At 61.8% G+C, this 25,746-nt stretch carries 25 protein-coding genes; 12 read left to right on the top strand and 13 right to left on the bottom strand.

Translation table 11 applies throughout. The annotated features are described in order from the left end of the window. Positions 1 to 43 precede the first annotated feature (43 nt). The 6 genes from ATI14_RS06960 to ATI14_RS06935 form a co-directional block, all read right to left on the bottom strand. Entirely contained in the window at positions 44 to 1,348 is a 1,305-nt protein-coding gene (locus tag ATI14_RS06960; RefSeq protein WP_016969651.1) for an MFS transporter, read from the bottom strand. A gap of 168 nt (positions 1,349 to 1,516) precedes the next feature. Then, positions 1,517 to 2,665 carry a galactonate dehydratase gene (dgoD, locus tag ATI14_RS06955; RefSeq protein WP_080520528.1) on the bottom strand — a complete coding sequence of 383 codons (1,149 nt, stop codon included), beginning with the start codon at positions 2,663 to 2,665 and terminating at the stop codon, positions 1,517 to 1,519. 48 nt (positions 2,666 to 2,713) lie between these two features. Next, the gene (locus tag ATI14_RS06950) at positions 2,714 to 3,334 is read right to left on the bottom strand and encodes a 2-dehydro-3-deoxy-6-phosphogalactonate aldolase (RefSeq protein ID WP_016970655.1); all 621 of its coding nucleotides are present in this window, start codon (positions 3,332 to 3,334) and stop codon (positions 2,714 to 2,716) included. Then, entirely contained in the window at positions 3,327 to 4,295 is a 969-nt protein-coding gene (locus ATI14_RS06945; RefSeq protein ID WP_016970656.1) for a 2-dehydro-3-deoxygalactonokinase, read from the bottom strand. The genes ATI14_RS06950 and ATI14_RS06945 overlap by 8 nt, the downstream gene beginning before the upstream one ends. 164 nt (positions 4,296 to 4,459) lie before the next feature. After that, positions 4,460 to 4,786: a DOPA 4,5-dioxygenase family protein gene (locus tag ATI14_RS06940; protein WP_016970657.1), complete on the bottom strand. Its 327-nt coding sequence runs from the start codon at positions 4,784 to 4,786 to the stop codon at positions 4,460 to 4,462. A 31-nt stretch (positions 4,787 to 4,817) separates the two neighbouring features. Continuing rightward, a complete protein-coding gene (locus ATI14_RS06935) occupies positions 4,818 to 5,768 on the bottom strand; it encodes a choline sulfate utilization transcriptional regulator (RefSeq protein ID WP_016970658.1) in 951 nt (316 codons plus the stop codon). A gap of 103 nt (positions 5,769 to 5,871) precedes the next feature. Between ATI14_RS06935 and betC the strand changes: the two genes are divergently transcribed. The 3 genes from betC (at position 5,872) to ATI14_RS06920 (ending at position 10,052) form a co-directional block, all read left to right on the top strand. Then, positions 5,872 to 7,386, top strand: a complete 1,515-nt coding sequence (betC, locus tag ATI14_RS06930) for a choline-sulfatase (protein ID WP_016970659.1) — start codon at positions 5,872 to 5,874, stop codon at positions 7,384 to 7,386. An 18-nt stretch (positions 7,387 to 7,404) separates the two neighbouring features. Next, a complete protein-coding gene (gene choX, locus ATI14_RS06925; protein ID WP_016970660.1) occupies positions 7,405 to 8,319 on the top strand; it encodes a choline ABC transporter substrate-binding protein in 915 nt (304 codons plus the stop codon). A gap of 164 nt (positions 8,320 to 8,483) precedes the next feature. Then, positions 8,484 to 10,052, top strand: coding sequence for a SulP family inorganic anion transporter (locus tag ATI14_RS06920; RefSeq protein ID WP_016970661.1), 1,569 nt, complete (start codon positions 8,484 to 8,486; stop codon positions 10,050 to 10,052). A 108-nt stretch (positions 10,053 to 10,160) separates the two neighbouring features. Here ATI14_RS06920 and aroE read toward each other — a convergent pair whose 3' ends face one another. Both aroE and hemF read right to left on the bottom strand, forming a co-directional pair. Next, positions 10,161 to 10,988 carry a shikimate dehydrogenase gene (aroE, locus tag ATI14_RS06915; RefSeq protein ID WP_016970662.1) on the bottom strand — a complete coding sequence of 276 codons (828 nt, stop codon included), beginning with the start codon at positions 10,986 to 10,988 and terminating at the stop codon, positions 10,161 to 10,163. Further along, positions 10,988 to 11,920: an oxygen-dependent coproporphyrinogen oxidase gene (hemF, locus tag ATI14_RS06910; protein WP_016970663.1), complete on the bottom strand. Its 933-nt coding sequence runs from the start codon at positions 11,918 to 11,920 to the stop codon at positions 10,988 to 10,990. Before hemF ends, aroE begins: the two co-directional genes overlap by 1 nt. 159 nt (positions 11,921 to 12,079) lie before the next feature. Between hemF and ATI14_RS06905 the strand changes: the two genes are divergently transcribed. Then, on the top strand, positions 12,080 to 13,057 hold the full coding sequence (locus ATI14_RS06905; protein WP_016970664.1) for a quinone oxidoreductase family protein: 978 nt from the start codon (positions 12,080 to 12,082) through the stop codon (positions 13,055 to 13,057). 114 nt (positions 13,058 to 13,171) lie between these two features. Here ATI14_RS06905 and tsaC read toward each other — a convergent pair whose 3' ends face one another. The 3 genes from tsaC to ATI14_RS06890 all read right to left on the bottom strand — a co-directional run bounded on the left by tsaC (position 13,172) and on the right by ATI14_RS06890 (position 15,718). Then, positions 13,172 to 13,729, bottom strand: coding sequence for an L-threonylcarbamoyladenylate synthase type 1 TsaC (gene tsaC / locus ATI14_RS06900; protein WP_016970665.1), 558 nt, complete (start codon positions 13,727 to 13,729; stop codon positions 13,172 to 13,174). 54 nt (positions 13,730 to 13,783) lie between these two features. Continuing rightward, entirely contained in the window at positions 13,784 to 14,878 is a 1,095-nt protein-coding gene (gene dprA / locus ATI14_RS06895) for a DNA-processing protein DprA (protein WP_016970666.1), read from the bottom strand. 63 nt (positions 14,879 to 14,941) lie between these two features. After that, positions 14,942 to 15,718 (bottom strand): hypothetical protein, encoded by a 777-nt coding sequence (locus tag ATI14_RS06890; protein ID WP_016970667.1) that lies wholly within the window; start codon positions 15,716 to 15,718, stop codon positions 14,942 to 14,944. A 135-nt stretch (positions 15,719 to 15,853) separates the two neighbouring features. Between ATI14_RS06890 and def the strand changes: the two genes are divergently transcribed. From def to ATI14_RS06865, 5 genes are all read left to right on the top strand, one after another. Then, positions 15,854 to 16,360, top strand: a complete 507-nt coding sequence (gene def, locus ATI14_RS06885) for a peptide deformylase (RefSeq protein WP_016970668.1) — start codon at positions 15,854 to 15,856, stop codon at positions 16,358 to 16,360. A gap of 69 nt (positions 16,361 to 16,429) precedes the next feature. Then, the gene (fmt, locus tag ATI14_RS06880; protein WP_016970669.1) at positions 16,430 to 17,383 is read left to right on the top strand and encodes a methionyl-tRNA formyltransferase; all 954 of its coding nucleotides are present in this window, start codon (positions 16,430 to 16,432) and stop codon (positions 17,381 to 17,383) included. Next, the gene (gene rsmB / locus ATI14_RS06875; protein ID WP_016970670.1) at positions 17,380 to 18,690 is read left to right on the top strand and encodes a 16S rRNA (cytosine(967)-C(5))-methyltransferase RsmB; all 1,311 of its coding nucleotides are present in this window, start codon (positions 17,380 to 17,382) and stop codon (positions 18,688 to 18,690) included. Before fmt ends, rsmB begins: the two co-directional genes overlap by 4 nt. A gap of 22 nt (positions 18,691 to 18,712) precedes the next feature. Beyond that, complete coding sequence (trkA, locus tag ATI14_RS06870; RefSeq protein ID WP_016970671.1) at positions 18,713 to 20,086, top strand: Trk system potassium transporter TrkA; 1,374 nt, start codon at positions 18,713 to 18,715, stop codon at positions 20,084 to 20,086. Positions 20,087 to 20,152: 66 nt separating this feature from the next. Beyond that, positions 20,153 to 20,464 (top strand): hypothetical protein, encoded by a 312-nt coding sequence (locus tag ATI14_RS06865; RefSeq protein WP_016970672.1) that lies wholly within the window; start codon positions 20,153 to 20,155, stop codon positions 20,462 to 20,464. A 131-nt stretch (positions 20,465 to 20,595) separates the two neighbouring features. On the opposite strand, the gene ATI14_RS06860 is transcribed toward ATI14_RS06865, so the two are convergent. Both ATI14_RS06860 and ATI14_RS06855 read right to left on the bottom strand, forming a co-directional pair. Continuing rightward, on the bottom strand, positions 20,596 to 21,483 hold the full coding sequence (locus tag ATI14_RS06860; RefSeq protein WP_016970673.1) for a lysophospholipid acyltransferase: 888 nt from the start codon (positions 21,481 to 21,483) through the stop codon (positions 20,596 to 20,598). Positions 21,484 to 21,523: 40 nt separating this feature from the next. Further along, a complete protein-coding gene (locus tag ATI14_RS06855; RefSeq protein ID WP_016970674.1) occupies positions 21,524 to 22,081 on the bottom strand; it encodes a DNA-3-methyladenine glycosylase I in 558 nt (185 codons plus the stop codon). A gap of 81 nt (positions 22,082 to 22,162) precedes the next feature. Between ATI14_RS06855 and glyQ the strand changes: the two genes are divergently transcribed. The 3 genes from glyQ to gmhB are packed head-to-tail and all read left to right on the top strand — an operon-like array spanning position 22,163 to position 25,706. Then, positions 22,163 to 23,116, top strand: coding sequence for a glycine--tRNA ligase subunit alpha (gene glyQ / locus ATI14_RS06850; protein ID WP_003187265.1), 954 nt, complete (start codon positions 22,163 to 22,165; stop codon positions 23,114 to 23,116). Then, a complete protein-coding gene (glyS, locus tag ATI14_RS06845) occupies positions 23,113 to 25,167 on the top strand; it encodes a glycine--tRNA ligase subunit beta (RefSeq protein ID WP_016970675.1) in 2,055 nt (684 codons plus the stop codon). The genes glyQ and glyS overlap by 4 nt, the downstream gene beginning before the upstream one ends. Further along, positions 25,167 to 25,706 carry a D-glycero-beta-D-manno-heptose 1,7-bisphosphate 7-phosphatase gene (gmhB, locus tag ATI14_RS06840; RefSeq protein ID WP_174245652.1) on the top strand — a complete coding sequence of 180 codons (540 nt, stop codon included), beginning with the start codon at positions 25,167 to 25,169 and terminating at the stop codon, positions 25,704 to 25,706. The genes glyS and gmhB overlap by 1 nt, the downstream gene beginning before the upstream one ends. Positions 25,707 to 25,746 lie beyond the last annotated feature (40 nt).

Genomic DNA, 25,746 nt, shown 5'->3' with positions numbered 1-25,746 from the left:
CTAGCTTTTGTGGCGAGCGGGCTCGCCACAGAGCGGGCGTCAGTCAGAGTTCAATGCGCTCGACCTTACCCACCAGCAACACGTAGGACAGCGCGCCCAGCAACGCCAGCACCGCGATATACGTGATCGCTGGCGCAAACGAATCGCCGCTGGCCAGAAAGCCAATCACGATGGGCGTGGTGATTGCCGACAAGTTACCGATGAAGTTGAACACGCCTCCCGTCAGCCCCAGCAGCCGAGCAGGCGCGAGGGTTGAGACCAGTGACCAGGTAATCGACGCCAGGCCATTGCCGAAAAACGCCACCGCCAGAAACGCGATGACCCACGCCGTCGAGTCCACATAATTGGCGCCGATGATCGCCGTGGAAATCAACAGGCCGCCAATGATCGGCAGTTTGCGCGCAAAGCCCACCGACGTTCCCCGGCGAATCAGCCAGTCGGAAAACACCCCCGAACACAGCACGCCGATGAACGCCGCCAGGAAGGGCAGTGACGCCAGCAGGCCGGACTTGATGAAGTCCATGCCGCGATATTTCACCAGGTAGGTGGGAAACCACGTCAGAAAAAACCATAGCGTGGAGTTCAGGCAGAACTGCCCGAGGTAAATGCCCCAGAGCTTGCGTTTGCTCAACACGATGCCCAAATCCACCCAACTGAACGGGGCCTTGGCGGTTTTTTCCTGGATATCGACAAGGCCGCCGCCCTCACGGATCAGCTCAATTTCCGCCGAGTTGGCGCCCTTGAAATCCTTGGGCTCGCGGTACACCGCAAACCAGATCAGCGCCCACAGAATGCCCACGCCACCGGTGGCGACAAACACCATGTGCCAGCCAAACGCGTGCTGCAGCCAAGCCAATACCGGCGTGAGAAACGCCAGGCCCACAAACTGCCCGGAGGTGTAGACGCCAATCGCCGTGGCGCGCTCACGCTCGGGAAACCAGGTGGTGACCACACGGCTGTTAATTGGGTAGGCCGGGGCTTCCAGCGCCCCCACGGCCATGCGCAGCACGAACAGCGCGATGAAGCTGGCAGCAAAGCCCAGCATTACCGTGGCGATGGACCACAACAGCAGCGCCACGGTGTAGAGAATGCGCGGCGGCACGCGGTCCACCAGCCAGCCACCGGGGATTTGCATGGCGGCGTAGGTCCAGCCGAAGGCGGAGAAGATCAGCCCGACATGCACCGGGTCGATGCCCAGCTCGCTGGTAAGTGCCGGGGCGGCAATCGACAGGTTGCTGCGGTCCAGGTAGTTGATCACCACGGTGATGAACAGCAGCACTATGATGAAGAAACGCTTTCTGCTGGGCGTGACGAGAGAAGCCTGCCCGGTGAAGGATTCAGGGTGCATGGGGTTGCCTCTTCTTATGTTTATTGAGGACTAATCTTTACTTGATCGTTCCCACGCTCCGCGTGGGAATGCAGCCCTGGACGCTCCGCGTCCGCCCTTAACTCGCGACGCGGAGCGTCACAGGAGGCATTCCCACGCGGAGCATGGGAACGATCAGTAATGCGGTGCTTACCACTCGGCAAAGCTGCCGTCGGCATGCCGCCAGACCGGGTTGCGCCAGCGGTGGCCGATGGCGGCGCGTTCGATCACGTATTCTTCGTTGATCTCGATACCCAGGCCCGGCCCATTGGGGATCTTCACAAAGCCTTGATCATAGTCGAACACGCCCGGGTCACGCACGTAGTCGAGCAGGTCATTGCTCTCGTTGTAGTGAATGCCCAGGCTTTGTTCCTGGATAAACGCGTTGTAACAGACCGCATCCAGTTGCAGACACGCCGCCAGGGCGATCGGGCCCAGCGGGCAGTGCAAGGCCAGGGCCACGTCGTAGGCTTCGGCCATGTTGGCAATCTTGCGGGTTTCGGTGATGCCGCCGGCGTGGGAAGCATCCGGCTGGATGATGTCGACATAGCCCTCGCTGAGCACACGCTTGAAGTCCCAGCGCGAGAACAGCCGCTCGCCCAGGGCAATCGGTGTGCTGGTCAGCGGCGCCAGCTCTTTGAGCGCTTCGTAGTTTTCGCTGAGCACCGGCTCTTCGATAAACATCAGTTTGTACGGGTCGAGTTCCTTCATCAGCACCTTGGCCATGGGCTTGTGTACACGGCCATGGAAGTCGACGCCGATGCCGACGTTCGGGCCCACCGCGTCACGTACGGCGGCCACGTTGGCCAGGGCCAGGTCGACTTTTTCGAAGCTGTCGACGAACTGCAACTCTTCGGTGCCGTTCATTTTCACCGCGGTAAAACCACGGGCCACGGCCTCTTTGGCGGCGCGGGCGGTGTCGGCGGGGCGGTCGCCGCCGATCCAGGAATACACGCGGATCTTGTCACGCACCTGACCGCCGAGCAGGTCGCTGACGGACACGCCGAGGGCCTTGCCCTTGATGTCCCACAAGGCCTGGTCGATGCCGGCGAGGGCGCTCATGTGCACGGCGCCGCCACGGTAGAAGCCGCCGCGATAGAGCACGGTCCAGATGTCTTCGATATTGCGTGGGTCTTTGCCGATCAGGTAGTCGGATAATTCTTCGACAGCAGCGGCAACCGTGTGGGCGCGGCCCTCGACCACGGGTTCACCCCAGCCATTGACGCCCTGATCGGTTTCGACCTTGAGGAAGCACCAGCGCGGCGGGACGATGAAGGTCGTCAGTTTGGTGATTTTCATCTGTTATCTCTCTTATAGATGCGGCGCCCGTGGGCGCGGAACTTGGAATCAGCTCAGGGCTTTCCAGGCGGCTACGTACGCCTGGGCGCGGCTCGCCACCTGATCCACGGTCATGCCCGGCTTGAACAACCCGGAACCCAGCCCGAAGCCTTTGGCGCCGGCGTCGATAAACACCTGCATGTTGTCCGGCGTGATGCCGCCCACCGGCAGCAGCAAAGTGCCCGTCGGCAACACCGCCAGCCATGCCTTGATTACCGCCGGGCCCATTTGCTCGGCCGGGAACAGCTTCAACACATCGGCACCTTCGGCCAGCGCAGCGAAGGCTTCGGTCGGCGTGGCCACCCCTGGCGACAGGAACAAGCCCGCCGCCTTGGCCGCGCGCAGCACCTTGGCATCGCTGTGGGGCATGACGATCACCTGGCCGCCCGCCGCTTTCACTTGCCCGACCTGCTCCGGCGTCAGCACCGTGCCCGCGCCGATCAGGCAATCGGCGGGCAGGCTGTCGCGCAAGGTGCGGATGCTGGCGTAAGGGTCGGGCGAATTGAGCGGTACTTCGATGACGCGAAAACCGGCCTCGTACAGCACGTGGCCGACGGCCTGGGCTTCGTCCGGCCGTACGCCGCGCAGGATCGCGATCAAACCGTTTTGCGAGAGTGCTTCTTTAAGCATGTCTGGCCTCCGTTGCAGGTTGGGTGAGCCCGGCCGCCACGGCCAATTGCCACAGGCCGCGCTCGGTGGCTTCCTGTGCCTGGCTCACGTGAGCAAAACCGCACAGGGCGAGGGCGCGTTGATAACGGGCGCACAGGGCAGCGGCGCCGACGAGCATGATGGGAGTATGCTTGGCGCCCTCAGGCAAACCCGCGAGTTCATGGCCGATGAGCAAACCGGAGAGGTAATCGGGCTGCTGCTCGGCGGTCAGCTCGCCCGTAAGGCCGAGGGTGCGTGCGCTGAACAAGGTGGACAGTACGCCGCGCTCGCCATCATTTGAGAGCGCCACCTGCACCCCCCGGTCAAACGCCTCGGCCTGGAAGTGTTCGCAAACCTGTTGGGTGCGGCCAAGGATGCTGTGCTTGCTCAGCACCGCGAAGACTTCGCCCGTCATGAACGTGTCGAAGTGGGTGATGCAGCCGTTCACCACCTCGACCCATTTGGAATGGCTGCCGGGCAGGCCGATCAACATGTCGCGACCGAGCCCTTGCAGCACACCAAGCACCTGGGTTTCTTCGCCGCGCATGACATTGGGCAGGCCAACCCGTTCGATCACGCCAGGCACGATATGCACATCCACGCCGCGCAGGCTGCGCACGCGGTGTAACGCCTTGCCCAGGCTGGCGACATCGACGGGCGTGTTGCGGTAGGCCGCTTCGCTCCAGCCCTGGGCACTGCCGACCATGCCGCAGGCAATCACCGGCAGGCCGGGTTGGGCGTCGAGCCAGTCGCCACAGGCCGCATCGAATGCCAACTCGAAACCCTCTGTGCAGTGCACGCCGCGGATAGTCCGGGGCTCGCTGGGCAAATGCATGATCCCGAACGCCAGCGCGCGCTGTTCGAGCACCACGCCCGCCGGGCCGAGTTTGTAAGCACGAAGGGAGCTGGTCCCCCAGTCGAGCGCGATCAATTGCGCCTGCATCGCTTCACCTGAAATGAGTGGGTGCTGAAAAAAGCAGATGGGCGAATATAAACCTATGGCTGGCGATATCTCAATATATAAATAACAGTCCCATATATTGGGTTTATCTATAAAAAATCCCATCGCCCTTGTTCAGAGGGGGATGGGACTGAAATCAGTACTGGTTAAAAAATAGACAGGTCCAGCTCGCGCATGGCGCCCATCCAAATCGCGTAGTCGGTGTGGTCTTTCAAGTCATCGCCGGTATCCGGGTGCAGAAACACCACCAGCCCCTCGCGATGCAGCGCCAGCCAGGGCAGCACCACGCCGATGTATTCAGGCTCGAACGCCAGTTGGCAGCTCCAGTCCGGGTGCGGGCCCACCGGCCGTTCGTGCATGCGGCCCATGCGCAGCGGAAACAGCTTGGCGGCGTCTTCACACAGCCTGCGCGCCTGGTCGAGGGTGCTGGCGTCGTAATAGATGTGGGCGTGATAGCCCTTGATACGTTGCATGGCGAAATCCGGAACCGATAGGGGCCAAATCCTAGACCGCAATGGACGGCAGGGCCAGCCCGGTCAGCGACTGCGCGCTGCTGGCTTGCTCGGCCACCAGCCAGTCGACAAAGCGCTCCACCAATTGCCCGCGGCGTTTGCGCTGGGGTTGCACCACGTAATAGCCGAAGCGTGAGATCACCGTGTCGCTGACCGGGCGGCACAGCCAGTTCTGTTCCAGCAGGTTATCCACCAGGTGGCGCCAGCCGATGGCCACGCCCTGGCCCGCAATCGCCGCCTGAATCAGCAGGGTGTAATTGTCGAACCGCAATTGGCCGGGCGTGGCGGCGGCAGTGATACCCAGCTCGCGAAACACGCCGCTCCAGTCGAACCACTGGCTGTTGTTTTCCTGGCGCAGGTGCAGCAAGGGAAAATCGTGCAAATTTTGTACAGTCAGTGGCGTGGCTTGCTCCTTGAGCCACTGCGGGCTGCACACCGGAAACACCTCCTCGTTGAACAGCCACAGGCTGTCGCCCTGCTTGAAACGGCCGTCGCCAAACAGCACCGCCACGTCGATATCACTGCGCAAAGTGGCGTGGTTGCGTTCGCTGGTCACCAGGCTCACGTCCACCTGCGGGTTGGCCGCGTGGAAGCGGTGCAGACGCGGCATCAGCCAATAAGCGGCGAAGGCGAAGTCGGTGGCCACTTGCAGCACTTCATGCTGGTCTTGCCGGGTGATGGCACTCAGGCCTTGGTTGATCGTCTGCAAGCCACCCTGCACGTGTTCGAACAGCAGCGCGCCGGCGTCGGTCAGCTCGATGCCACGGTAGATGCGGTCAAACAGGCGGATCGCCAACTGTTCTTCCAGGCGTTTGATCTGCTGGCTGATGGCCGGCTGGGTGGTACCCAGCTCCATCGCGGCGGCGGTAAAGCTGCGGTGACGCGCCGCGGCCTCGAAGGCGCGCAACAAATCGAGGGAGACATCACCGAGGGCTTCATACATAAGCTGTGCTTATCCTAGACATTGCTTTTCATGGGCTTTACCCCAAATTTCATGGGCTGCATGCTCATTCGCATAAACACCGCCTATGGAATGCCGAGAAACCATGAAGCGCAAGAACATTCTTTTCATCATGGCCGATCAAATGGCCGCCCCGTTGCTTCCGTTCTACGGTGCTTCGCCCATCAAGCTGCCCAATTTAAGCCGACTCGCCGATCAGGGCGTGGTGTTCGATGCCGCCTACTGCAACAGCCCGTTGTGCGCACCGTCGCGCTTCACGCTGGTGAGCGGCCAGTTGCCGAGCAAGATCGGCGCCTACGACAACGCCGCCGATTTCCCCGCCGATGTGCCGACCTACGCTCACTACCTGCGCCGCCTCGGCTACCGCACCGCGCTGTCGGGCAAGATGCACTTCTGCGGCCCCGACCAACTGCACGGCTATGAAGAACGCCTGACCAGCGACATCTACCCCGCCGACTACGGCTGGGCGGTGAACTGGGACGAGCCGGACGTGCGCCCCACCTGGTATCACAACATGTCGTCGGTGCTGCAAGCCGGGCCATGCGTGCGTACCAATCAGCTGGATTTCGACGAGGAAGTGGTGTTCAAGGCGCAGCAGTACCTGTTCGACCATATCCGCGAAGACGGCGACCAGCCTTTCTGCCTGACCGTATCCATGACCCATCCCCACGACCCGTACACCATTCCCAAGGCGTTCTGGGACCTGTACGACGATGGCGATATCCCTTTGCCCACCACGCCTGCGCAAGCTGATCTCGACCCGCATTCCCAGCGCCTGCTCAAAGTCTACGACCTGTGGGACAAACCACTGCCGGTGGACAAGATCCGTGACGCACGCCGCGCCTACTTTGGCGCGTGTAGCTACATCGACAGCAATGTCGGCAAGCTGCTGCAAACCCTGGAAGACACCGGCCTGGCGGACGATACGATCATCATCTTCTCCGGCGACCACGGCGACATGCTCGGTGAACGCGGCCTCTGGTACAAAATGCACTGGTTTGAAATGGCCGCCCGCGTGCCGCTGTTGGTCAGTGCACCGGGGCAATTTGCGGCAGGACGCGTGAGCCAGGCCGTGTCCACCGCCGACTTGTTGCCGACCCTCGTGGAACTGGCCGGCGGGGAGTTGGACCCGCGTCTGCCGCTGGACGGCCGCTCACTGCTCCCGCATTTGCAAGGGCAGGGCGGGCACGACGAAGTGTTTGGCGAATACATGGCCGAAGGCACCATCAGCCCGCTGATGATGATTCGCCGTGGTGCTTACAAATTCATCTACAGCGAAGACGACCCTTGTCTACTGTTCGATGTGCACAACGACCCGCACGAGCGGGAAAACCTTGCCCGGTCACCGGAACATCGGCCACTGTTCGAAGCGTTTTTGCGTGAGGCGCGGGCCAAATGGGACATCCCGGCGATCCACCAGCAGGTGCTCGCCAGCCAACGCCGCCGCCGTCTGGTGTTTGAGGCATTGACCGAAGGAAAGCTGAAGAGCTGGGACCACCAGCCCCTGGTGGACGCCAGTCAGCAATACATGCGCAACCATATCGACCTCGACGACCTGGAGCGCAAGGCACGTTATCCACAACCCTGCCAAAACCAATAAATAGACAGAGGGAAGGCCATGCGAAAGTTAACGGTAGTGCTGGGCATACTGGCGTTGAGCAGCGCCAATGTGTACGCGGACGCCAGTTGTGACACGGTGAAAATGGCCGATCCGGGCTGGAGCGATATTGCCGCCACCAACGCCATCACCGGCTTTCTGCTGACGGGCATGGGCTACAAGCCGAAAGTCGACACCCTGGCGGTGCCGATCACCTTCGGCGGGCTCAAGGACGGCCAGGTGGATGTGTTCCTGGGCAACTGGATGCCGGCGCAGCAGGGCTTCTACGACAAGTTCGTGGCCAATGGCGACGTGGTGCAACTGGCGAAAAACCTCGACGGCACCGAGTTCACCCTCGCCGTGCCCGACTATGTGTGGGACGCCGGGGTGCATGACTTTGCCGACCTGAACAAGTTTGCGGCCAAGTTCGACAAGAAGATCTACGGTATCGGCTCCGGCGCTCCGGCGAATATCTCGTTGCAGGAAATCATCAAGAAAAACGACTTTGAGCTGGGCCAGTGGAAGCTGGTGGAGTCCAGTGAACAGGCGATGCTCGCCGAAGTGTCACGGGCCGTGAAGAAGCAGAAGTTCGTCACCTTTCTCGGCTGGACGCCTCACCCGATGAACGTGCAGTTGAAAATGCACTACCTCAAAGGCGGCGAGAAATATTTTGGTGACACCGGCAGCGTGTATACCTTGACCCGCAAGGGGTACGCACAGTCCTGCCCGAACGTAGGAAAACTGCTGACCAACCTGAGCTTCACCCAGGACATGGAGAACAGCATCATGGCCGATGTGGCCAACAACAAAGTCAGCAATGCCGATGCGGCAAAGGCGTGGATCAAGGCCAACCCGGCGGTGCTGGACAAGTGGCTGGACGGCGTGAAAACCGTGGATGGCAAGGATGCGCTGGCAGCTGTAAAAGCCAGGCTCTGACACGCTGATCGTTCCCACGCTCCGCGTGGGAATGCATCCTGTGATGCTCCGCGTCACGACCTTGAGAGCGGACGCGGAGCGTCCTGGGCGGCATTCCCACGCGGAGCGTGGGAACGATCATGTGTACTGATATTCTGGCTCAAACCTTCCAACCCGAGTTAACGATGCCCCGGCCCAACCGCCACACTCTTTTTCCCTTCCTCGCCTGGCTGCCGCGCCAGACCCGCGCCAGCGTCGGGCGGGATGCGATTGTCGGCCTCAGCGGTGCCGTGCTCGCCTTGCCGCAGTCGATTGCCTACGCGCTGATCGCCGGTCTCCCACCGGAATACGGTTTGTATGCCGCCATCATTCCGGTGTTGATCGCCTGCCTGTGGGGCTCGTCCTGGCACCTGATCTGTGGCCCAACGGCGGCAATTTCCATCGTGCTCTACGCCAGCGTCAGCCCGCTGGCCGTGCCGGGGTCACAGGACTACATCACGCTGATCCTGCTGCTAACGTTCCTCGCCGGAGTTTTCCAGTGGTTGCTCGGCATGCTGCGTTTCGGCGCGCTGGTGAATTTCGTTTCCCATTCGGTGGTGCTCGGTTTCACCCTGGGTGCGGCCGTGGTGATTGCGCTCGGACAATTACCCAATCTGCTGGGGCTGGATTTGCCGAGCCAGGCCACAGCAATCAATAGCCTGCTGACATTGATCCATCACAGCGGCGAATGGGACCACGCTTCACTCATCCTCGGACTCGGCACGCTGCTGGTGGGTGCACTGCTCAAATACCTCGTACCGCGCTGGCCGACCCTGTTGATCGCCTTGGCGCTGGGTAGCCTGGTGGCGTGGTTGTGGCCGGCGATGTTCGGGCATGTGGCGCTGGTCAGTTCGTTTATCGGCAAGCTGCCGCCGTTCAGCCCGCTGGCCATGGACCTGGACATGATCCTGCGCCTGCTGCCGAGTGCCGTGGCGGTGGGCATGCTGGGGCTGGTGACCAGCCTGTCGATTGCCCGCTCACTGTCGGCGCGTTCGCAGCAATTGCTCGACGCCAACCAGGAAGTGCGGGCGCAGGGTTTATCCAACATTGTTGGCGGATTTTTCTCCGGGTATTTGTCAGCCGGTTCGTTCACACGCTCCGGCCTCAGCTACGAGGCGGGCGCCTGTTCGCCGCTGGCGGGCGTGTTTTCCGCGTTGTGGGTGGCACTGTTTGCGCTGTTTGGCGCGGCATTGATCGCCCATATTCCGATCCCGAGCATGGCCGCGAGCATCTTGCTGATCAGTTGGGGGCTGGTGGACCGTCGCGGTATTCGCGCCTTATTCCGCGTCAGTCGCGCCGAATTCGTGGTGATGAGCCTGACCTGCGTCGCCACCTTGCTGCTGGAGCTGCAAACGGCAATTTACGCCGGGGTGCTGGCGTCGCTGTTTTTCTACCTCAAGCGCACCTCGCAGCCACGGGTACAGCAATGGCGCGATGGCGATGAAGATGTGCTGCGAGTGGGCGGTTCGATCTTTTTCGGCGCCAGCCACTACCTGCAAGTGCGCCTGCAAAGCCTGCAGGGCGAGCGGGTGGTGATCGAGGCGCAGCAGATCAACTTCATCGATTATTCGGGGGTGGAAATGCTGCACCAAGAGGCGCGCAGGTTGCGTGGGTTGGGGCGTAGTTTGACGTTGCGGCGGGCAAGGCCGCAGGTGGTGGAAGAGCTGAAAAAGCTGGAAGGGGCCGACCTGTGCCCCATCCATTTCGAAGACTAAACACGGTTAAAACTGTCGGAGCTGGCTTGCCTGCGATAGCAGTCTGTCAAATACAGGTTTGTTGACTGACCCACCGCCATCGCAGGCAAGCCAGCTCCCAGGGGGTCTTCACACGGCTTGAATCAACTGGCGGCGCAACTCGGCCAGCACCGGCGCCGAATCCGGGCGCACACCACGCCACAGGAAGAAGGCTTCCGCCGCCTGTTCCACCAGCATGCCCAGGCCATCCATCGCCACCGCGGCACCGTGTTCAGAGGCCCAGCGGCAGAACGCGGTGGGCTCCTTGGCGTACATCATGTCGTAGCAAAAGGTCTTGCCCGGTTCGATCAAACTTCCGGCAATCGGCGGTACATCGCCTGACAGGCTGGCAGAGGTCGCGTTGATGATCAGATCCACCGGCTCCCGCAGCCAATCGAAGCCGCTGGCAGACACCGGGCCCAAATCATCAAACAGCTCGGCCAACAATTCAGCCTTTTCCACAGTACGGTTGGCGATGATCAGCGAAGCAGGCTGTTCGGCCAGCAACGGCTCCAGCGCCCCACGTACCGCGCCGCCTGCGCCCAGCAACAAGATGCGCTTGCCTTGCAGGCTCAGGCCGGCATTGACCGTCAGGTCTCGCACCAGTCCGGCGCCGTCGGTGTTGTCACCCAGCAGGCTGCCATCGGCGAGTTTGCTCAGGGTGTTTACCGCACCCGCGCGCTCGGCGCGTCGGGTGAGGGAGTTTGCCAACCGATACGCTTCTTCCTTGAACGGCACGGTGACGTTGGCGCCACGACCTTGCTGAAAAAACTCACGGGCACAACCGGTGAAATCCTCCAATGGCGCGAGCAAGGTGCTGTAGTCCAGATGCTCGCCGGTCTGCTCGGCAAACATGCGATGAATCAGCGGCGACTTGCTGTGGCCGATGGGGTTACCGAACACGACATAACGGTCCATCACACCACCGCCTTTGGCGCAGCCACGCCCAGCCAGTCACGGTCTTGCAGGAAGTAGTCGGTGAGACGCGCTTCTTCGCTGCCGGCCTCGGCTTTCCAGTCGTAGCTCCAGCGCACTTGGGGCGGCAGCGACATCAGGATCGACTCTGTACGCCCGCCCGATTGCAGGCCAAAGAGCGTGCCACGGTCGTAGACCAGGTTGAATTCAACGTAGCGGCCACGACGGAATTCCTGGAACTGGCGCTGTTGCTCGGTGTAGGCGGCAGCCTTGCGGCGCTGCACGATAGGCAGGTAGGCGTCGATGTAGGCATCGCCGATGGCGCGGATGAAAGCGAAGCAGGTGTCGAAACCCCACTCGTTCAAATCGTCGAAAAACAGCCCGCCGATACCACGCGGTTCGTTGCGGTGCTTGATGTGAAAGTAGGTGTCGCACCAGGCCTTGTAGCGTGCGTACACGTCCGGGCCGAACGCTGCGCAGGCCTGCTCGGCCACGCGGTGCCAGTGGATGCAGTCTTCTTCGTTGCCGTAGTAAGGCGTGAGGTCGAAGCCGCCGCCGAACCACCACACCGGCTCTTCACCTTCTTTTTCTGCGATGAAAAATCGCACATTGGCGTGGGACGTCGGTACATGGGGGTTGTGCGGGTGGATCACCAGCGACACGCCGAGGGCCTCAAAGCCGCGACCGGCCAGCTCGGGGCGGTGCGCGCTGGCGGACGGTGGGAGACCGCTGCCAAACACGTGGGAAAAGTTAACGCCGCCTTTTTCGATCACCGCACCGTTTTCGATCACACGGGTGCGACCGCCACCGCCGGCAGGCCGGGTCCAGGCGTCTTCGATAAAGCGAGTGTCCGTCTCGAAGGTTTCCAGGGCGCTGCAAATGCGGTCTTGCAGGTCAAGCAGGTAGGCCTTTACAGCCTCGGTGCGGGTAGTCATGGCATCACCTTGAATCGGGCAAAGCTACGCGAGGCCATTGGGCGTCGGCGGCAAATGGGCGCACAGGATACCACCGCACCCCGTTTCACCGCAGTTGGCGAAGATCAAGCTTAGGAGTGGGATAGTGGGCTACGCAAAATCGACCAAAGGAGAAGGCAGATGGCAAAACGCATTCAGTTCAGTACCCATGGCGGCCCCGACGTGCTTGAGTATGTGGACTACACGCCAGCGGAACCTGGCCCACAACAGGTTCGCGTGCGTAACGAGGCCATCGGCCTGAACTTCATCGACACCTACTTCCGCAGCGGCCTGTATGCGCCGCCTGCCTTGCCATCCGGGTTGGGCGCCGAAGGTGCCGGCGTGGTCGATGCGGTGGGCAGCGAGGTCACTCAATTCAAGGTTGGCGACCGCGTGGCCTACGGCAGCGGCCCGCTGGGCGCCTACAGCGAGTTACACGTGCTGCCCGCCGCCAACCTGGTGCACCTGCCGGACGGCATCAGCTTCGAACAGGCCGCTGGCGCAATGCTCAAGGGCCTGACCGTGCAGTACCTGTTGCGCCAGACCTATGAGCTAAAAGGTGGCGAAACCGTTCTGTTCCACGCAGCGGCGGGCGGCGTAGGCTCTTTGGCCTGCCAGTGGGCCAAGGCGTTGGGCGTCAAGCTGATCGGTACGGTGAGTTCGCCGGAAAAGGCAGCCTTGGCCAAATCCCTCGGTGCGTGGGAAACCATCGACTACAGCAAGGAAAACGTCGCACAGCGCGTGCTGGAATTGACCGACGGCAAGAAAGTGCCGGTGGTGTATGACGGCGTCGGCAAAGACACCTGGCTGACGTCGCTGGACAGCGTGGCACCGCGTGGGTTGGTGGTGAGTTTCGGCAACGCGTCCGGCGCAGTGGACGGCGTGAACCTGGGGATTCTGGCAGCCAAGGGCTCGCTGTACGTGACCCGGCCAACCTTGGCGACTTACGCCAACAACCCGGAAAACCTGCAGGCCATGGCCGATGACCTGTTCTCGATGATCAACAGCGGCCAGGTGCGCATTGATATCAACCAGCGGTACTCGCTGGCTGAGGCAGCTAAGGCGCAGACGGAGTTGTCGGGGCGGCGGACGACCGGGTCGACCATTTTGCTGCCGTAAGGCTATGGATTTCTGGTGCCTGTGAGGGCCTCATCGCGGGCAAGCCCGGCTCCCACAGTTGGAATGCATTTCCCTGTGGGAGCCGGGCTTGCCCGCGATGGGTGCACCTCGGTCTCAAGACGGGCGCACCACCTCACCCGTCGCCAAATCACGAATCAGGCTCGGGTTCTTGCGCCCACCCAGGGCACCGCCCAGCACCAGATCGACCTGACCACGGAAATACTGCTCCACACGAATCCGCGTACGCGCCGAAGGGCGGCCTTGCGGGTTGGCAGAGGTGGAAATCAGCGGCCCGACCAGCGAGCACAAATCCCGCACCAACGGATGATCGCTGACCCGCAGCGCCACCGTGTCGTGCACACCGGTCACCCATTCGGGCAGCAAATCCTGATGCGGCACCAGCCAGGTGTTCGGCCCCGGCCAAGTGCTGGCCATGCGTTCGATCCAGGTGTCCGGGAAGTCTTCGAACAGAAAGTCAAACTGACGGATATTGTCCGCCACCAGAATCAGGCCCTTATCCACCGACCGGTTCTTGATCGCCAGCAGCCGGTCCACCGCTTCTTCATTCCACGGGTCGCAGCCCAGGCCCCAGACCGCCTCGGTCGGATAGGCAATCACCGCGCCTGCGCGAATTTCTCGTGCGGCTTCCAGCACACGCCACCTGTTGACCATTGCTTACCCTCCGGACTAAAGCTCTGCGCAGTTTACCGATCTTCGTTACAAAACCTAGAGGCGTGCAACCCAGCGTCCGCTTTCGCAGATCACCTGGCCTTCAAGCTCCAGCTCGGTGAGCGTTGCCAACACCTGCGACAACGGACGCCCGCTGGAAATCGCCAGTGCTTCGCTGGTATGGGGCGCCGCATGCAGCAACGCCACCAAGGGGTGGACGACCGGCATCGGCGCTGGCCGTGACAAGGCCTGCCAACCCCGCAAACCTTCGAGAATGTGCTCGATGGTTTCCACCAGCGTCGCGCCATCGCGAATCAACTGGTGACAGCCCTTGGCGCCGGGGTGGTGGATGGAGCCCGGGATCGCATACACCTCACGGCCATGCTCCGCCGCCAGGCGCGCGGTGATCAGCGAACCGCTGGCCACCCCGGCCTCCACCACCAGCACACCGAGGGAAAGCCCGCTGATGATCCGGTTGCGCCTTGGAAAATTGGCGGGTTGGGGCGGGGCGTCCAGCGGAAACTCGGAAACCACGGCGCTGCCCTGGGCAATCATCGCGGTGGCCAACGCTCGGTGGCGCTGTGGATAAAAATTTTCCAGTCCGGTGCCGAGCACGCCGATTGTTTGCCCACCCACATCCAATGCCGCTTGGTGCGCTGCGCCGTCGATGCCCAGTGCGAGACCGCTGGTGATGACAAAACCGGCGCTCGCCAGGCTGCGGGAAAAGGCGGCGGCGGTGTCGATGCCGGGGCGGGAAGCGCGCCGGCTGCCGACCATGGCCACCTGCGGTTTTTCCAGAATTTTTGGGTCGCCGGCCACGAATAATAGGGGCGGTGCGTCCTCTATCTCAGAGAGCAATGCCGGGTAATCAGGGCTGTCCCACATCAGCAAATGCTGGGCCGGACACTCCAGCCACGCCAATGCAGCACTGGCGCCATCACGAATTTCAGCGCTGCGTCGGGCGTCGGCACTGACGGCCGGCAACCCCAGGGAGCGCCACGCACTGGCGGGTGCGCTGAGGGCCTTGGAGGCGCAACCGAAGGCTTCCATTAACACACGAAAACGCTTGGGACCCAGTTCCGGCAGCCTGTGCAAGCGTAGTCGAGCTTCCAGTTCAGACGGGGAAATTTCATTGCAGTTTGTCGGATACATCTGATCATCCTTGACCGGAACAAGCTGTGGATAACTCTGTTGGTAACTTATTTAGCAGGCTATTTATTGCGTCTGCCGAGCGATCTCGAAACGGTCCATGACAGCCAGGGAACGCGAGGCGCTGAGCACCAGGCCGTAACTGAGCTTTTCATAGGTACGAAACACCAGGAGGGTGCCGGCGTGTTCGTCGGGGAGTCGGGTTGAAACGCCGGTGATGGGGTCGCGCACGCTGGCGCCGGTCTTGATCACCCTCAGCAACTGGCCTTCGACCAGGCCATCGCGACGGCCTTTATTGAGGGTTACGGCGTCCAGCACGCCAATTTGGGTCACGCCCTTGGGGATATCGATGATGTGCCCCTTGATCAAGGGACCAGGCGGGGGAGGCTCAAGATTGCCCGGCTGGATGGGCGCTTCAGCACGCAATAAACGATCGCCGGGGCGTATTTCCTGGGTGATTCGCTGTACCGCCAGTGTGGTGAGGTCGCCGGCCAGGACAAAGCGCGCGGTACCGATGTCATCGGCATTGATGCCCAGTAATTCCTGGGTTTGCGGATCGGTATAAGCCTTGCCGCGCCGGAAGATGCCATAGCTGGGCTGGGCCGGGTCCAGATTGCCCCGGGCATGCAGGCGGTCGCCATTGGCACCCAGCACACGCCCGGTTTCAGCCGAGACAATGTAGGGCGCGCGGTCCAGCTCCTGCGGGTTATCCAGAATGCGGTTGTGCAGCAGAAAGCGCTGGATGGCCTGTTGTGTCGGTTGATCCAGACGCTGCGCGGGCTGCGGCAGCAGGGCCATGGCGAACGGGGCCCACAGCAGCAAGACGAGTAGCGATTTCCTCATGGGGTGAATCTCCTTTATTATGTGCGTTCGCGTGAAATGCCAGAGCCTTCGCGGCTTTTGGGCGTTTCACACCGGCGGTCTGGGTCCATCCCAACGCCGATTTGCCTCTACCTCACATGTGCAGCAATTACGCTTATGGCTATTTTGAACATCCTCGAATTTCCCGACTCGCGCCTGCGCACGATCGCCAAACCGGTGGCCGTAGTGGACGACAAGGTTCGTCAGTTGGTCGATGACATGTTTGAAACAATGTATGAAGCCCCGGGCATCGGCCTCGCCGCCACCCAGGTCAACGTGCATCAACGCGTCGTGGTCATGGACCTGTCGGAAGATCGCAGCGAGCCACGGGTTTTTATCAACCCCGAGTTCGAACCGCTGACCGAAGAGATGGGCGAATACCAGGAAGGCTGCCTGTCGGTGCCGGAGTTCTACGAGAACGTCGAACGCCCGCTGCGCGTGAAGATCAAGGCACTTGACCGTGATGGCAAACCCTACGAGCTTATCGCCGATGGCCTGCTGGCCGTGTGCATCCAGCACGAATGCGACCACCTCAACGGCAAACTGTTTGTTGATTACCTGTCCACGCTCAAACGCGACCGGATCAAGAAGAAGCTGGAAAAAAAGCATCGCCAGCAAGCTTGATGCCCTCCTTCCAAAGGCTTGCTGCGGCAAGCCTTTTTCTTTTGTGACTGTTTTTAACCGAGACTTCCCATGACCGAGCCACTGCGCATTGTTTTTGCCGGCACTCCCGAATTCGCTGCCGAACACCTCAAGGCGCTGCTCGCCAGCCCTTACGACATCGTGGCGGTGTACACCCAGCCGGATCGTCCGGCCGGTCGCGGGCAAAAACTGATGCCGAGCCCGGTCAAGCAGTTGGCGCTGGAACACAACCTCCCTGTGCTGCAACCGCCGACCCTGCGCAATGCCGACGCCCAGGCTGAATTGGCGGCGCTGAAACCCGACCTGTTGGTGGTGGTTGCGTATGGCTTGATCCTGCCGCAAGCGGTGCTGGATATCCCGCGCCTGGGTTGCATCAACAGCCACGCCTCGCTGCTGCCTCGCTGGCGCGGTGCGGCGCCGATCCAGCGCGCCGTGGAAGCGGGCGACAGCGAAAGCGGTGTGACCGTAATGCGCATGGAAGCGGGTTTGGACACCGGCCCGATGCTGCTCAAGGTCACTACCCCGATCACTGGCGCAGACACCGGCGGCAGCCTGCACGACCGCCTTGCCGAGCTGGGCCCGCCCGCCGTGGTGCAAGCCATCGCTGGCCTGGCTGCCGGAACGCTGGAAGGCGAAGTGCAGGACGACAGCCTCGCCACCTACGCCCACAAACTGAACAAAGACGAAGCGCGCATCGACTGGAGCCGCCCGGCCGTTGAACTGGAACGCCTGGTGCGTGCGTTCAACCCGTGGCCGATCTGCCACAGCACGCTCGATGGCGAAGCCTTGAAAGTGCTGGCGGCCACCCTGGCCGATGGCAAAGGCGCCCCCGGTGAAATCATCGGCGCCAGCAAGGACGGCCTGCTGGTCGCCTGTGGTGAACAGGCGCTGTGTCTGACCCGTCTGCAATTGCCCGGCGGCAAAGCGCTTAATTTCAGCGATTTGTTCAACAGCCGCCGTGAGAAATTTGCCTTGGGCACGGTTCTCGGGGCGGTTGCTCAATGAACCCGCGTCTGGCCGCCGCCAAGGCTCTCGCCGCCGTTCTAAACGGCAAGGCTTCGCTGAACAGCTCGCTCCCCACGCAGCTGGACAAGGTTGAAGACCGCGACCGTGGTTTCACCCAGGACCTGGCATTCGGCACCGCCCGCTGGCAGCCGCGTTTGTCGGCGCTGGCGGCCAAGCTGCTGCAAAAGCCGTTCAAGGCGGCCGATGCCGACGTGGAAGCGCTGCTGCTGGTCGGCCTCTATCAGTTGCTCTATACCCGCGTACCGGCCCACGCGGCCATCGGCGAAACCGTGGGTTGCGCCGACAAACTGAAAAAGCCCTGGGCCAAGGCCCTGCTCAACGCCGTGCTGCGCCGCGCCCAGCGCGAAAGCGAAGCGCTGCTGGCCGAGCTGGAACACGACCCGGTGGTGCGTACCGCCCACCCGCGCTGGTTGCAGAAATCCCTGAAAGCCTTCTGGCCCGAGCAGTGGGAAGCCATCTGCGCCGCCAACAATGCGCACCCGCCGATGATTCTGCGGGTCAACCGCCGCCATCACAGCCGTGACGCCTATCTGCAATTGCTCACCGATGCCGGTATCAATGCAACGCCGTGCGTGTACAGCGTCGACGGCATCGTGCTCGAAGCCGCCACCGACGTGCGCAGCCTGCCGGGCTTTGCCGACGGCTGGATCAGCGTGCAGGACGAGGCCGCGCAACTGGCTGCCGACCTGCTCGACCTGGCGCCCGGCCAACGCGTACTCGACGCCTGCTGCGCGCCGGGCGGTAAGACCTGTCACATTCTGGAAGTGGAAAAAGACCTGGCCGGCGTCGTCGCCGTCGACCTGGAGGCCAAGCGCCTGGTGCGTGTACGCGAAAACCTCGCGCGCCTGGGCCTGAGCGCCGACTTGATCGCTGCCGACGGTCGCGACACCGCCACCTGGTGGGACGGCAAACCGTTCCAGCGCATCCTGCTCGACGCGCCGTGTTCCGCCACCGGGGTGATCCGCCGTCATCCGGACATCAAGCTGACCCGCCAGCCGGACGACATCGCCGCCCTCGCCGTGCTGCAGGGCGAACTGCTCGATGCGCTGTGGCCGACCCTGGAAGTCGGCGGCATCCTGCTCTACGCCACCTGCTCCACGCTGCCGACCGAGAACACCGAAGTCATCGAAGCCTTCCTGGCCCGCACCAGCGGCGCACGGGAGTTGGACCTCGCCACCGGCGCCGGCATCAAGCAGCCCCACGGTCGCCAATTGCTCGCACAGGAAGGCGGCCATGACGGTTTCTATTACGCCAAGCTGATCAAGATCGCCGCCGCGCGCGGCTAATTGGTTTTAAGGGAGTGACCGGATGAAAATCATCATCCTTGGGGCAGGGCAGGTCGGCGGCACGCTGGCCGAACATTTGGCCAGCGAAGCCAATGACATCACGGTGGTCGACACCGACAGCGAGCGCCTGCGCAACCTTGGCGACCGCCTGGACATCCGCACCGTGCATGGCCGCGCGTCGTTTCCGACGGTGTTGCGCCAGGCCGGTGCCGACGATGCCGACATGCTGGTGGCGGTGACCAACAGCGACGAGACCAATATGGTCGCGTGTCAGGTCGCACACACCCTGTTCCACACCCCCACCAAAATCGCCCGGGTGCGTGAGGCGGCCTACCTGACCCGTGCAGGGCTTTTCGACAACGACGCGATTCCCGTCGATGTGCTGATCAGCCCGGAGCAAGTGGTCACTCACTACATCAAGCGCCTGATCGAAATTCCCGGCGCCTTGCAGGTCATCGACTTTGCCGAAGGCAAAGCCCAACTGGTAGCCGTGAAGGCGTATTACGGCGGTCCGTTGGTGGGCCAGCAACTGCGCCAGTTGCGTGAACACATGCCGAATGTGGAGACCCGCGTAGCGGCGATTTTCCGACGTGACCGACCGATTTTGCCGCAGGGCGATACGGTGATTGAGGCAGACGACGAAGTATTTTTCATCGCCGCCAAGGCGAATATTCGTGCAGTCATGAGCGAAATGCGCCGGCTCGATGAAACCTACAAACGCATCGTCATCGCGGGCGGCGGGCAGATCGGCGAGCGTTTGGCCGAAGCCATCGAAAGCCGTTACCAGGTGAAGATCATCGAGATGAGCCCGGCACGCTGCCGGCATTTGTCCGACACGCTCGACAGCACCGTGGTACTGCAAGGCAGTGCCTCGGACCGTGACCTGCTGCTGGAAGAAAACATCGCCGATGCGGATATCTTCCTGGCGCTGACCAACGACGACGAGGCCAACATCATGTCGTCGTTGCTGGCCAAGCGGTTGGGGGCGAAGAAGGTAATGACCATCATCAACAACCCGGCGTATGTGGATTTGATTCAGGGCGGCGATATCGACATCGCCATCAGCCCGCAACTGGCGACCATCGGCACGTTGCTGGCTCACGTGCGCCGTGGCGATATTGTCAGCGTGCACTCGCTGCGGCGCGGCGCGGCGGAAGCCATCGAGGCGATTGCCCATGGTGATTCGAAGTCGAGCAAAGTGATCGGCAAGGCCATCCGCGACATCGGCTTGCCGCCGGGCACCACCATTGGCGCCATCATTCGCGACGAAGAAGTGATCATCGCCCACGACGATACGATGATCGCCACCGGTGACCATGTGATCCTGTTTCTGGTGGATAAAAAACATATCCGCGATGTGGAGAAGCTGTTCCACGTGGGCTTGAGCTTCTTTTAATTCCAGTGTGCTGAGGGAGCTTGCTCCCTTGCCACAACAGCCTTCTTTCGCTCAAGGAGCCAATAAATGCTCGAATCCCTGGAAAAAATGCTCGCCAAGGGTGTGGATAACTCATTGCTGCGCTTTGGTTTGGGCAAGGGGTATCTGGACTTGAAGGACAATGCCAAGGCGGCGGAGCATTTGCAGAAATGCGTCGAGTTCGACCCGAAGTATTCGGCGGCGTGGAAGCTTTTAGGCAAGGCGCAGCAAGGGCTGGGCGATAAAGCCGCCGCACGGCAGGCATGGGAGAAGGGGGTTGAAGCAGCCCAGGCTCATGGCGATAAGCAGGCCGAAAAAGAAATGACGGTGTTCCTGAAAAAGCTCGACCGCCAGCCTTGAGCTGATCCCCGGTGGGAGCTGGCTTGCCTGCGATAGCATCACCTCGGTATCACTGAAAGACCGAGTTGCCTGCATCGCAGGCAAGCCAGCTCCCACAGTTGATCTCCATTGGCAGGGAGGCCAGGGGTGTATCAGTACCACCGCGCCTCACCCGGCGGGCGTTTCTTGAAGCGTTTCATGCTCCACATGTACTGGCTCGGGTAGGCGCCGACATAACGCTCCACCACCTTGCTCATCGCCGCGCAGGAGGTGGCGGTGTCGGTGCTGTACATGTCTTCCGGCGCCGCTTCCAAAATCACTTTGTAACCCGAACCGTCCGGCAGCCGCAGGGCGTGCAGGAACACGCCGACCGCCTTGTGGCCCGCGAGCATGTTCGGCACGAACTTGCTGGTCAGCGCCTGGGTGGCGAAGAACGGCACAAAAATCCCCGCCGATTCCGCCGGCTCAGGGTCAGCCGGAATGCCCACCTGGCCGCCTTTGCGCACTTCCTTGATCACGCTGAGAATGCCTTCCTTGGTCGACGCCGCCACGCGGTTGCCCAATTGCACGCGCTGTTTTTGCAGCAACTCGTCCACCGCCTTGAGCTTGGGCGGGCGGTAGAAAATGATCGGTTTGCATTGGTTGCAATAGAAGTGGTTCAACACTTCCCAGTTGCCCAGGTGGCTGGTGATGCCGACCACGCCTTTGCCCGAGGCCAGGGCTTCGTGCAGCACTTCCAGGCCTTCGACTTCACGCACCAGGTCGATGGAACGCTGGGCGGGCCAGATCCACGCACAGGCGCTTTCGGTCAGGGACTTGCCGATGTCCATCAGACTCTGGCCGACGAGACGCTCGCGCGCGGCCGGGTCCATGTCCGGAAAGCACTTGGAGAGGTTGATCCGCACCGTGTCACGGGAACGGTTGGGGGTTTTCCACATGATCCAGCCAATCGCCGTGCCCACGGCCTGGACAGCGCGCCAGGGCAGCAGGGCGAACAACCGGAGAGCGCCTACCAGCAAGGCGCCTTTAAACTTTTCCACAGGTCACTCCTGATCGTGTGTGGTGCGCAAAGCCGGCATTCTAACCGGCGTTGGCCAGGTCCGCGTAACGGTCGCAGTCCTGAGTGTGGTCCATGACCATGCCCGAGGCCTGCATGAACGCGTAGCAAATGGTCGGGCCGACGAAGGTGAAACCGGCTTTTTTCAGGGCTTTGCTCATGGCTTCAGCCTCGGGCGTGATCGCCGGGACTTCGCTGCGGTCCTTGAAGTGATTGACCTTGGGTTTGCCGCCGACGAAGGACCAGAGCAGGCCCACCGGATCTTCCAGCGCCAGCCAGGCCGCGGCATTGCGGCGGGTGGCGTTGAGTTTGAGGCGGTTGCGTACGATGCCCGGATCGAGCATCAGCGCTTCGATTTCATCGTCGGTCAACCGCGCCAGACGCTGCGCATCAAAGCCGAACAGGACCTTTCGATAATGCTCGCGTTTGCGTAAAACGGTGATCCAGGAAAGGCCCGCCTGGAACCCTTCGAGCAAAAGCAACTCGAACAAGCCCTGCGCATCGCGCAGCGGCGTTCCCCACTCCTGATCGTGATAAGCCATGTACAGCGGATCTTCAGAACACCAAAAGCAGCGTGGCATAAGGCTCCAGGGGATGGTGGCGCGGCCGAATCGGGTATACTCCCGCTCTTTAAATCGCAGCCCAAGTAACAGGTGAATTTCGTGAGCCAGCCTACGCCAGCCGTGCGTACCTTCCAAGACTTGATCCTCGCCCTCCAGCAATACTGGGCCGAGCAAGGTTGTGTGGTACTTCAGCCCTACGATATGGAAGTAGGCGCCGGCACTTTCCACACCGCAACATTCCTGCGGGCCATCGGCCCGGAAACCTGGAACGCCGCTTATGTGCAGCCCAGTCGTCGCCCGACTGACGGCCGCTACGGCGAAAACCCGAACCGCCTGCAGCACTACTACCAGTTCCAGGTGGTATTGAAGCCCAACCCGGACAACTTCCAGGAGCTGTACCTGGGCTCGCTCAAGCATGTAGGCCTGGACCCGTTGGTCCACGACATCCGTTTTGTCGAAGACAACTGGGAATCGCCGACCCTGGGCGCCTGGGGCCTGGGCTGGGAAGTCTGGCTCAATGGCATGGAAGTGACGCAATTCACTTACTTCCAGCAGGCCGGTGGCATCGAGTGCTACCCGGTGACCGGCGAAATCACCTACGGCCTCGAGCGTCTGGCCATGTACCTGCAAGGCGTGGACTCGGTCTACGACCTGGTGTGGGCTGACGGCCCGTTCGGCAAAGTCACCTACGGCGACGTGTTCCACCAGAACGAAGTGGAGCAGTCCACTTACAACTTCGAACACGCCAACGTCGACAAACTGTTCGAACTGTTCGACTTCTATGAAAGCGAAGCCAAGCGCCTGATCGAGCTCGACCAGCCGCTGCCGTTGCCGAGCTATGAAATGGTGTTGAAGGCGTCCCATACCTTCAACCTGCTGGACGCCCGCCGTGCCATCTCGGTGACTGCGCGTCAGCAATACATCCTGCGTGTGCGCACCCTGGCGCGTTCCGTCGCGCAAGCCTACCTGCTGGCGCGTGCCAAGCTGGGCTTCCCGATGGCAACCCCGGACCTGCGTGACGAAGTACTGGCCAAGCTGGAGGCTGCACAATGAGTGCTCAAGATTTCCTGGTTGAACTGGGCACCGAAGAGCTGCCACCCAAGGCACTGAACACCCTGGCCGATGCGTTCCTGGCCGGTATCGAAAAAGGCCTGCAAAGCGCCGGCCTGAAATTCGCCGCGAAAAAAGTCTACGCCGCGCCACGTCGTTTGGCCGTGTTGCTCACCGCGCTGGAAACCCAGCAGCCGGACCGCAGCATCAACCTTGACGGTCCGCCGCGCCAGGCTGCTTTCGACGCCGAAGGCAATCCGACTCAAGCTGCCCTTGGTTTTGCCAAGAAGTGCGGCGTTGAACTGAGCGAGATCGACCAGAGCGGCCCGAAACTGCGTTTCAGCCAAGTCATCACCGGCAAGCCGACCGCCAGCCTGTTGCCGACCATCGTTGAAGACTCGTTGAACGACCTGCCGATTCCCAAGCGCATGCGCTGGGGTGCGCGCAAAGAAGAATTCGTCCGTCCGACCCAGTGGTTGGTGATGCTGCTCGGTGACCAGGTCATCGACTGCACCATCCTCGCTCAAAAGGCCGGCCGTGATTCCCGTGGGCACCGCTTCCATCACCCGCAAGCGGTACGCATCACCTCGCCGGCCAACTACGCCGCCGACCTGCGTGCGGCTTACGTGCTGGCGGATGCCAACGAACGTCGCGAGCTGATCAGCAAGCGCACCGAAGAGCTGGCCCGCCTGCAGGAAGGCACCGCCATCGTGCCGCCGAACCTGCTCGATGAAGTGACCGCCCTGGTTGAATGGCCGGTGCCGCTGGTGTGCTCGTTTGAAGAACGTTTCCTCGACGTGCCGCAAGAAGCGCTGATCACCACCATGCAGGACAACCAGAAGTACTTCTGCCTGCTGGATGTGGACGGCAAGTTGCTGCCGCGCTTCATCACTGTGGCCAACATCGAGAGCAAGGACCCGCAGCAGATCATCGCCGGTAACGAGAAAGTCGTTCGCCCGCGCCTGACCGACGCCGAGTTCTTCTTCAAGCAAGACAAGAAACAAAAGCTGGAAGACTTCAACCTGCGCCTGCAAAACGTGGTGTTCCAGGAAAAACTCGGCAGCGTCTACGACAAGGCCGTGCGCGTTTCCAAGCTGGCGGCCTACATTGCGCCACGCATTGGCGGTGACGCTGCGTGGGCTGCCCGTGCAGGCCTGCTGTCCAAGTGCGACCTGGCCACCGAAATGGTCGGCGAATTCCCGGAGATGCAAGGTGTTGCCGGCTACTACTACGCCCTCAACGACGGCGAACCGGACGATGTGGCGCTGGCGCTGAACGAGCAGTACATGCCGCGCGGTGCCGGTGCTGAACTGCCAGGCACCCTGACCGGTGCTGCGGTGGCGATCGCCGACAAGCTGGACACCCTCGTGGGCATCTTCGGTATCGGCATGTTGCCAACCGGCAGCAAAGACCCGTATGCCCTGCGCCGTGCGGCCCTGGGCGTGCTGCGCATCTTGATCGACAAGAAGCTGGACCTCGACCTGACCCAGGCCGTGGTATTCGCGGTCGGCCAGTTCGGCGGCAAGGTCAAGCAAGCCGGTTTGGCCGAGCAAGTGCTGGAGTTCGTGTTCGACCGCCTGCGTGCGCGTTATGAAGACGAAGGTGTGGATGTGGCGACCTACCTGTCGGTACGTGCCCTGCAGCCGGGTTCGGCGCTGGACTTCGACCAACGCGTACAAGCTGTTCAGGCCTTCCGCAAACTGCCGGAAGCCGATGCCCTGGCCGCTGTGAACAAGCGTGTGTCGAACCTGCTGAGCAAGGCCGACAACCTCGGCAATGCCGAAGTCGACCCGGGCCTGTTTGCCGATGCCAAGGAGTTCTCGTTGAACTCGGCCATCGCCAAGGCAGAAAACGCGGTGAAGCCACTGATCGTCGAGCGCAACTACGCCGAAGCACTGGCGCGTCTGGCCAGCTTGCGTGAGCCGGTGGATGCGTTCTTCGAAGCCGTGATGATCAATGCCGAAGATGCCGGCGTGCGGAAAAACCGCTACGCCATGCTGGCGCGTCTGCGCGGTCTGTTCATCAACATCGCTGACATTTCCGTACTGGGCTGATCATGTTGAAACTGCTGATTCTCGATCGGGACGGGGTGATCAATTACGACTCCGACGCTTACATCAAGTCGGTGGCGGAATGGATTCCACTGCCTGGCTCGATCGAGGCCATCGCGCAGTTGAGCAAAGCCGGCTGGACGGTGGCCATCGCCACTAACCAGTCCGGCATCGCCCGCGGTTATTACGACATCGCCACGCTGGACGCCATGCACGCGCGTTTGCGCACGTTGGTGGCCGAGCAGGGCGGCGAGGTGGGGCTGGTGGTGTACTGCCCCCACGGGCCGGATGAGGGCTGCGATTGCCGCAAACCCAAGCCTGGCATGTTGAAAACCATTGCAGAACATTACAAGGTGCCCCTGGCTGGGCTATGGTTCGTCGGGGACAGCCTCGGTGACCTGGAGGCGGCCAAAGCCGTCGACTCTCAGCCAGTTTTGGTGAAGACCGGGAAAGGCGAAAAGACCCAGGCGAAAAACCTGCCGGTAGGCACACTGATTTTTGACGATCTGGCGGCGGTTGCCGCAGAACTTATTAACAACTAGCCACCCTCGGCTTCCTGAACAAGGATTGCTCGGGAGTGCG

The organism is Pseudomonas tolaasii NCPPB 2192 (genome assembly GCF_002813445.1).
GTDB lineage: Bacteria > Pseudomonadota > Gammaproteobacteria > Pseudomonadales > Pseudomonadaceae > Aquipseudomonas > Aquipseudomonas tolaasii.
The sequence above is the reverse complement of the archived record's forward strand: the minus strand, read 5'-3'. Positions and strand labels throughout refer to the sequence as shown.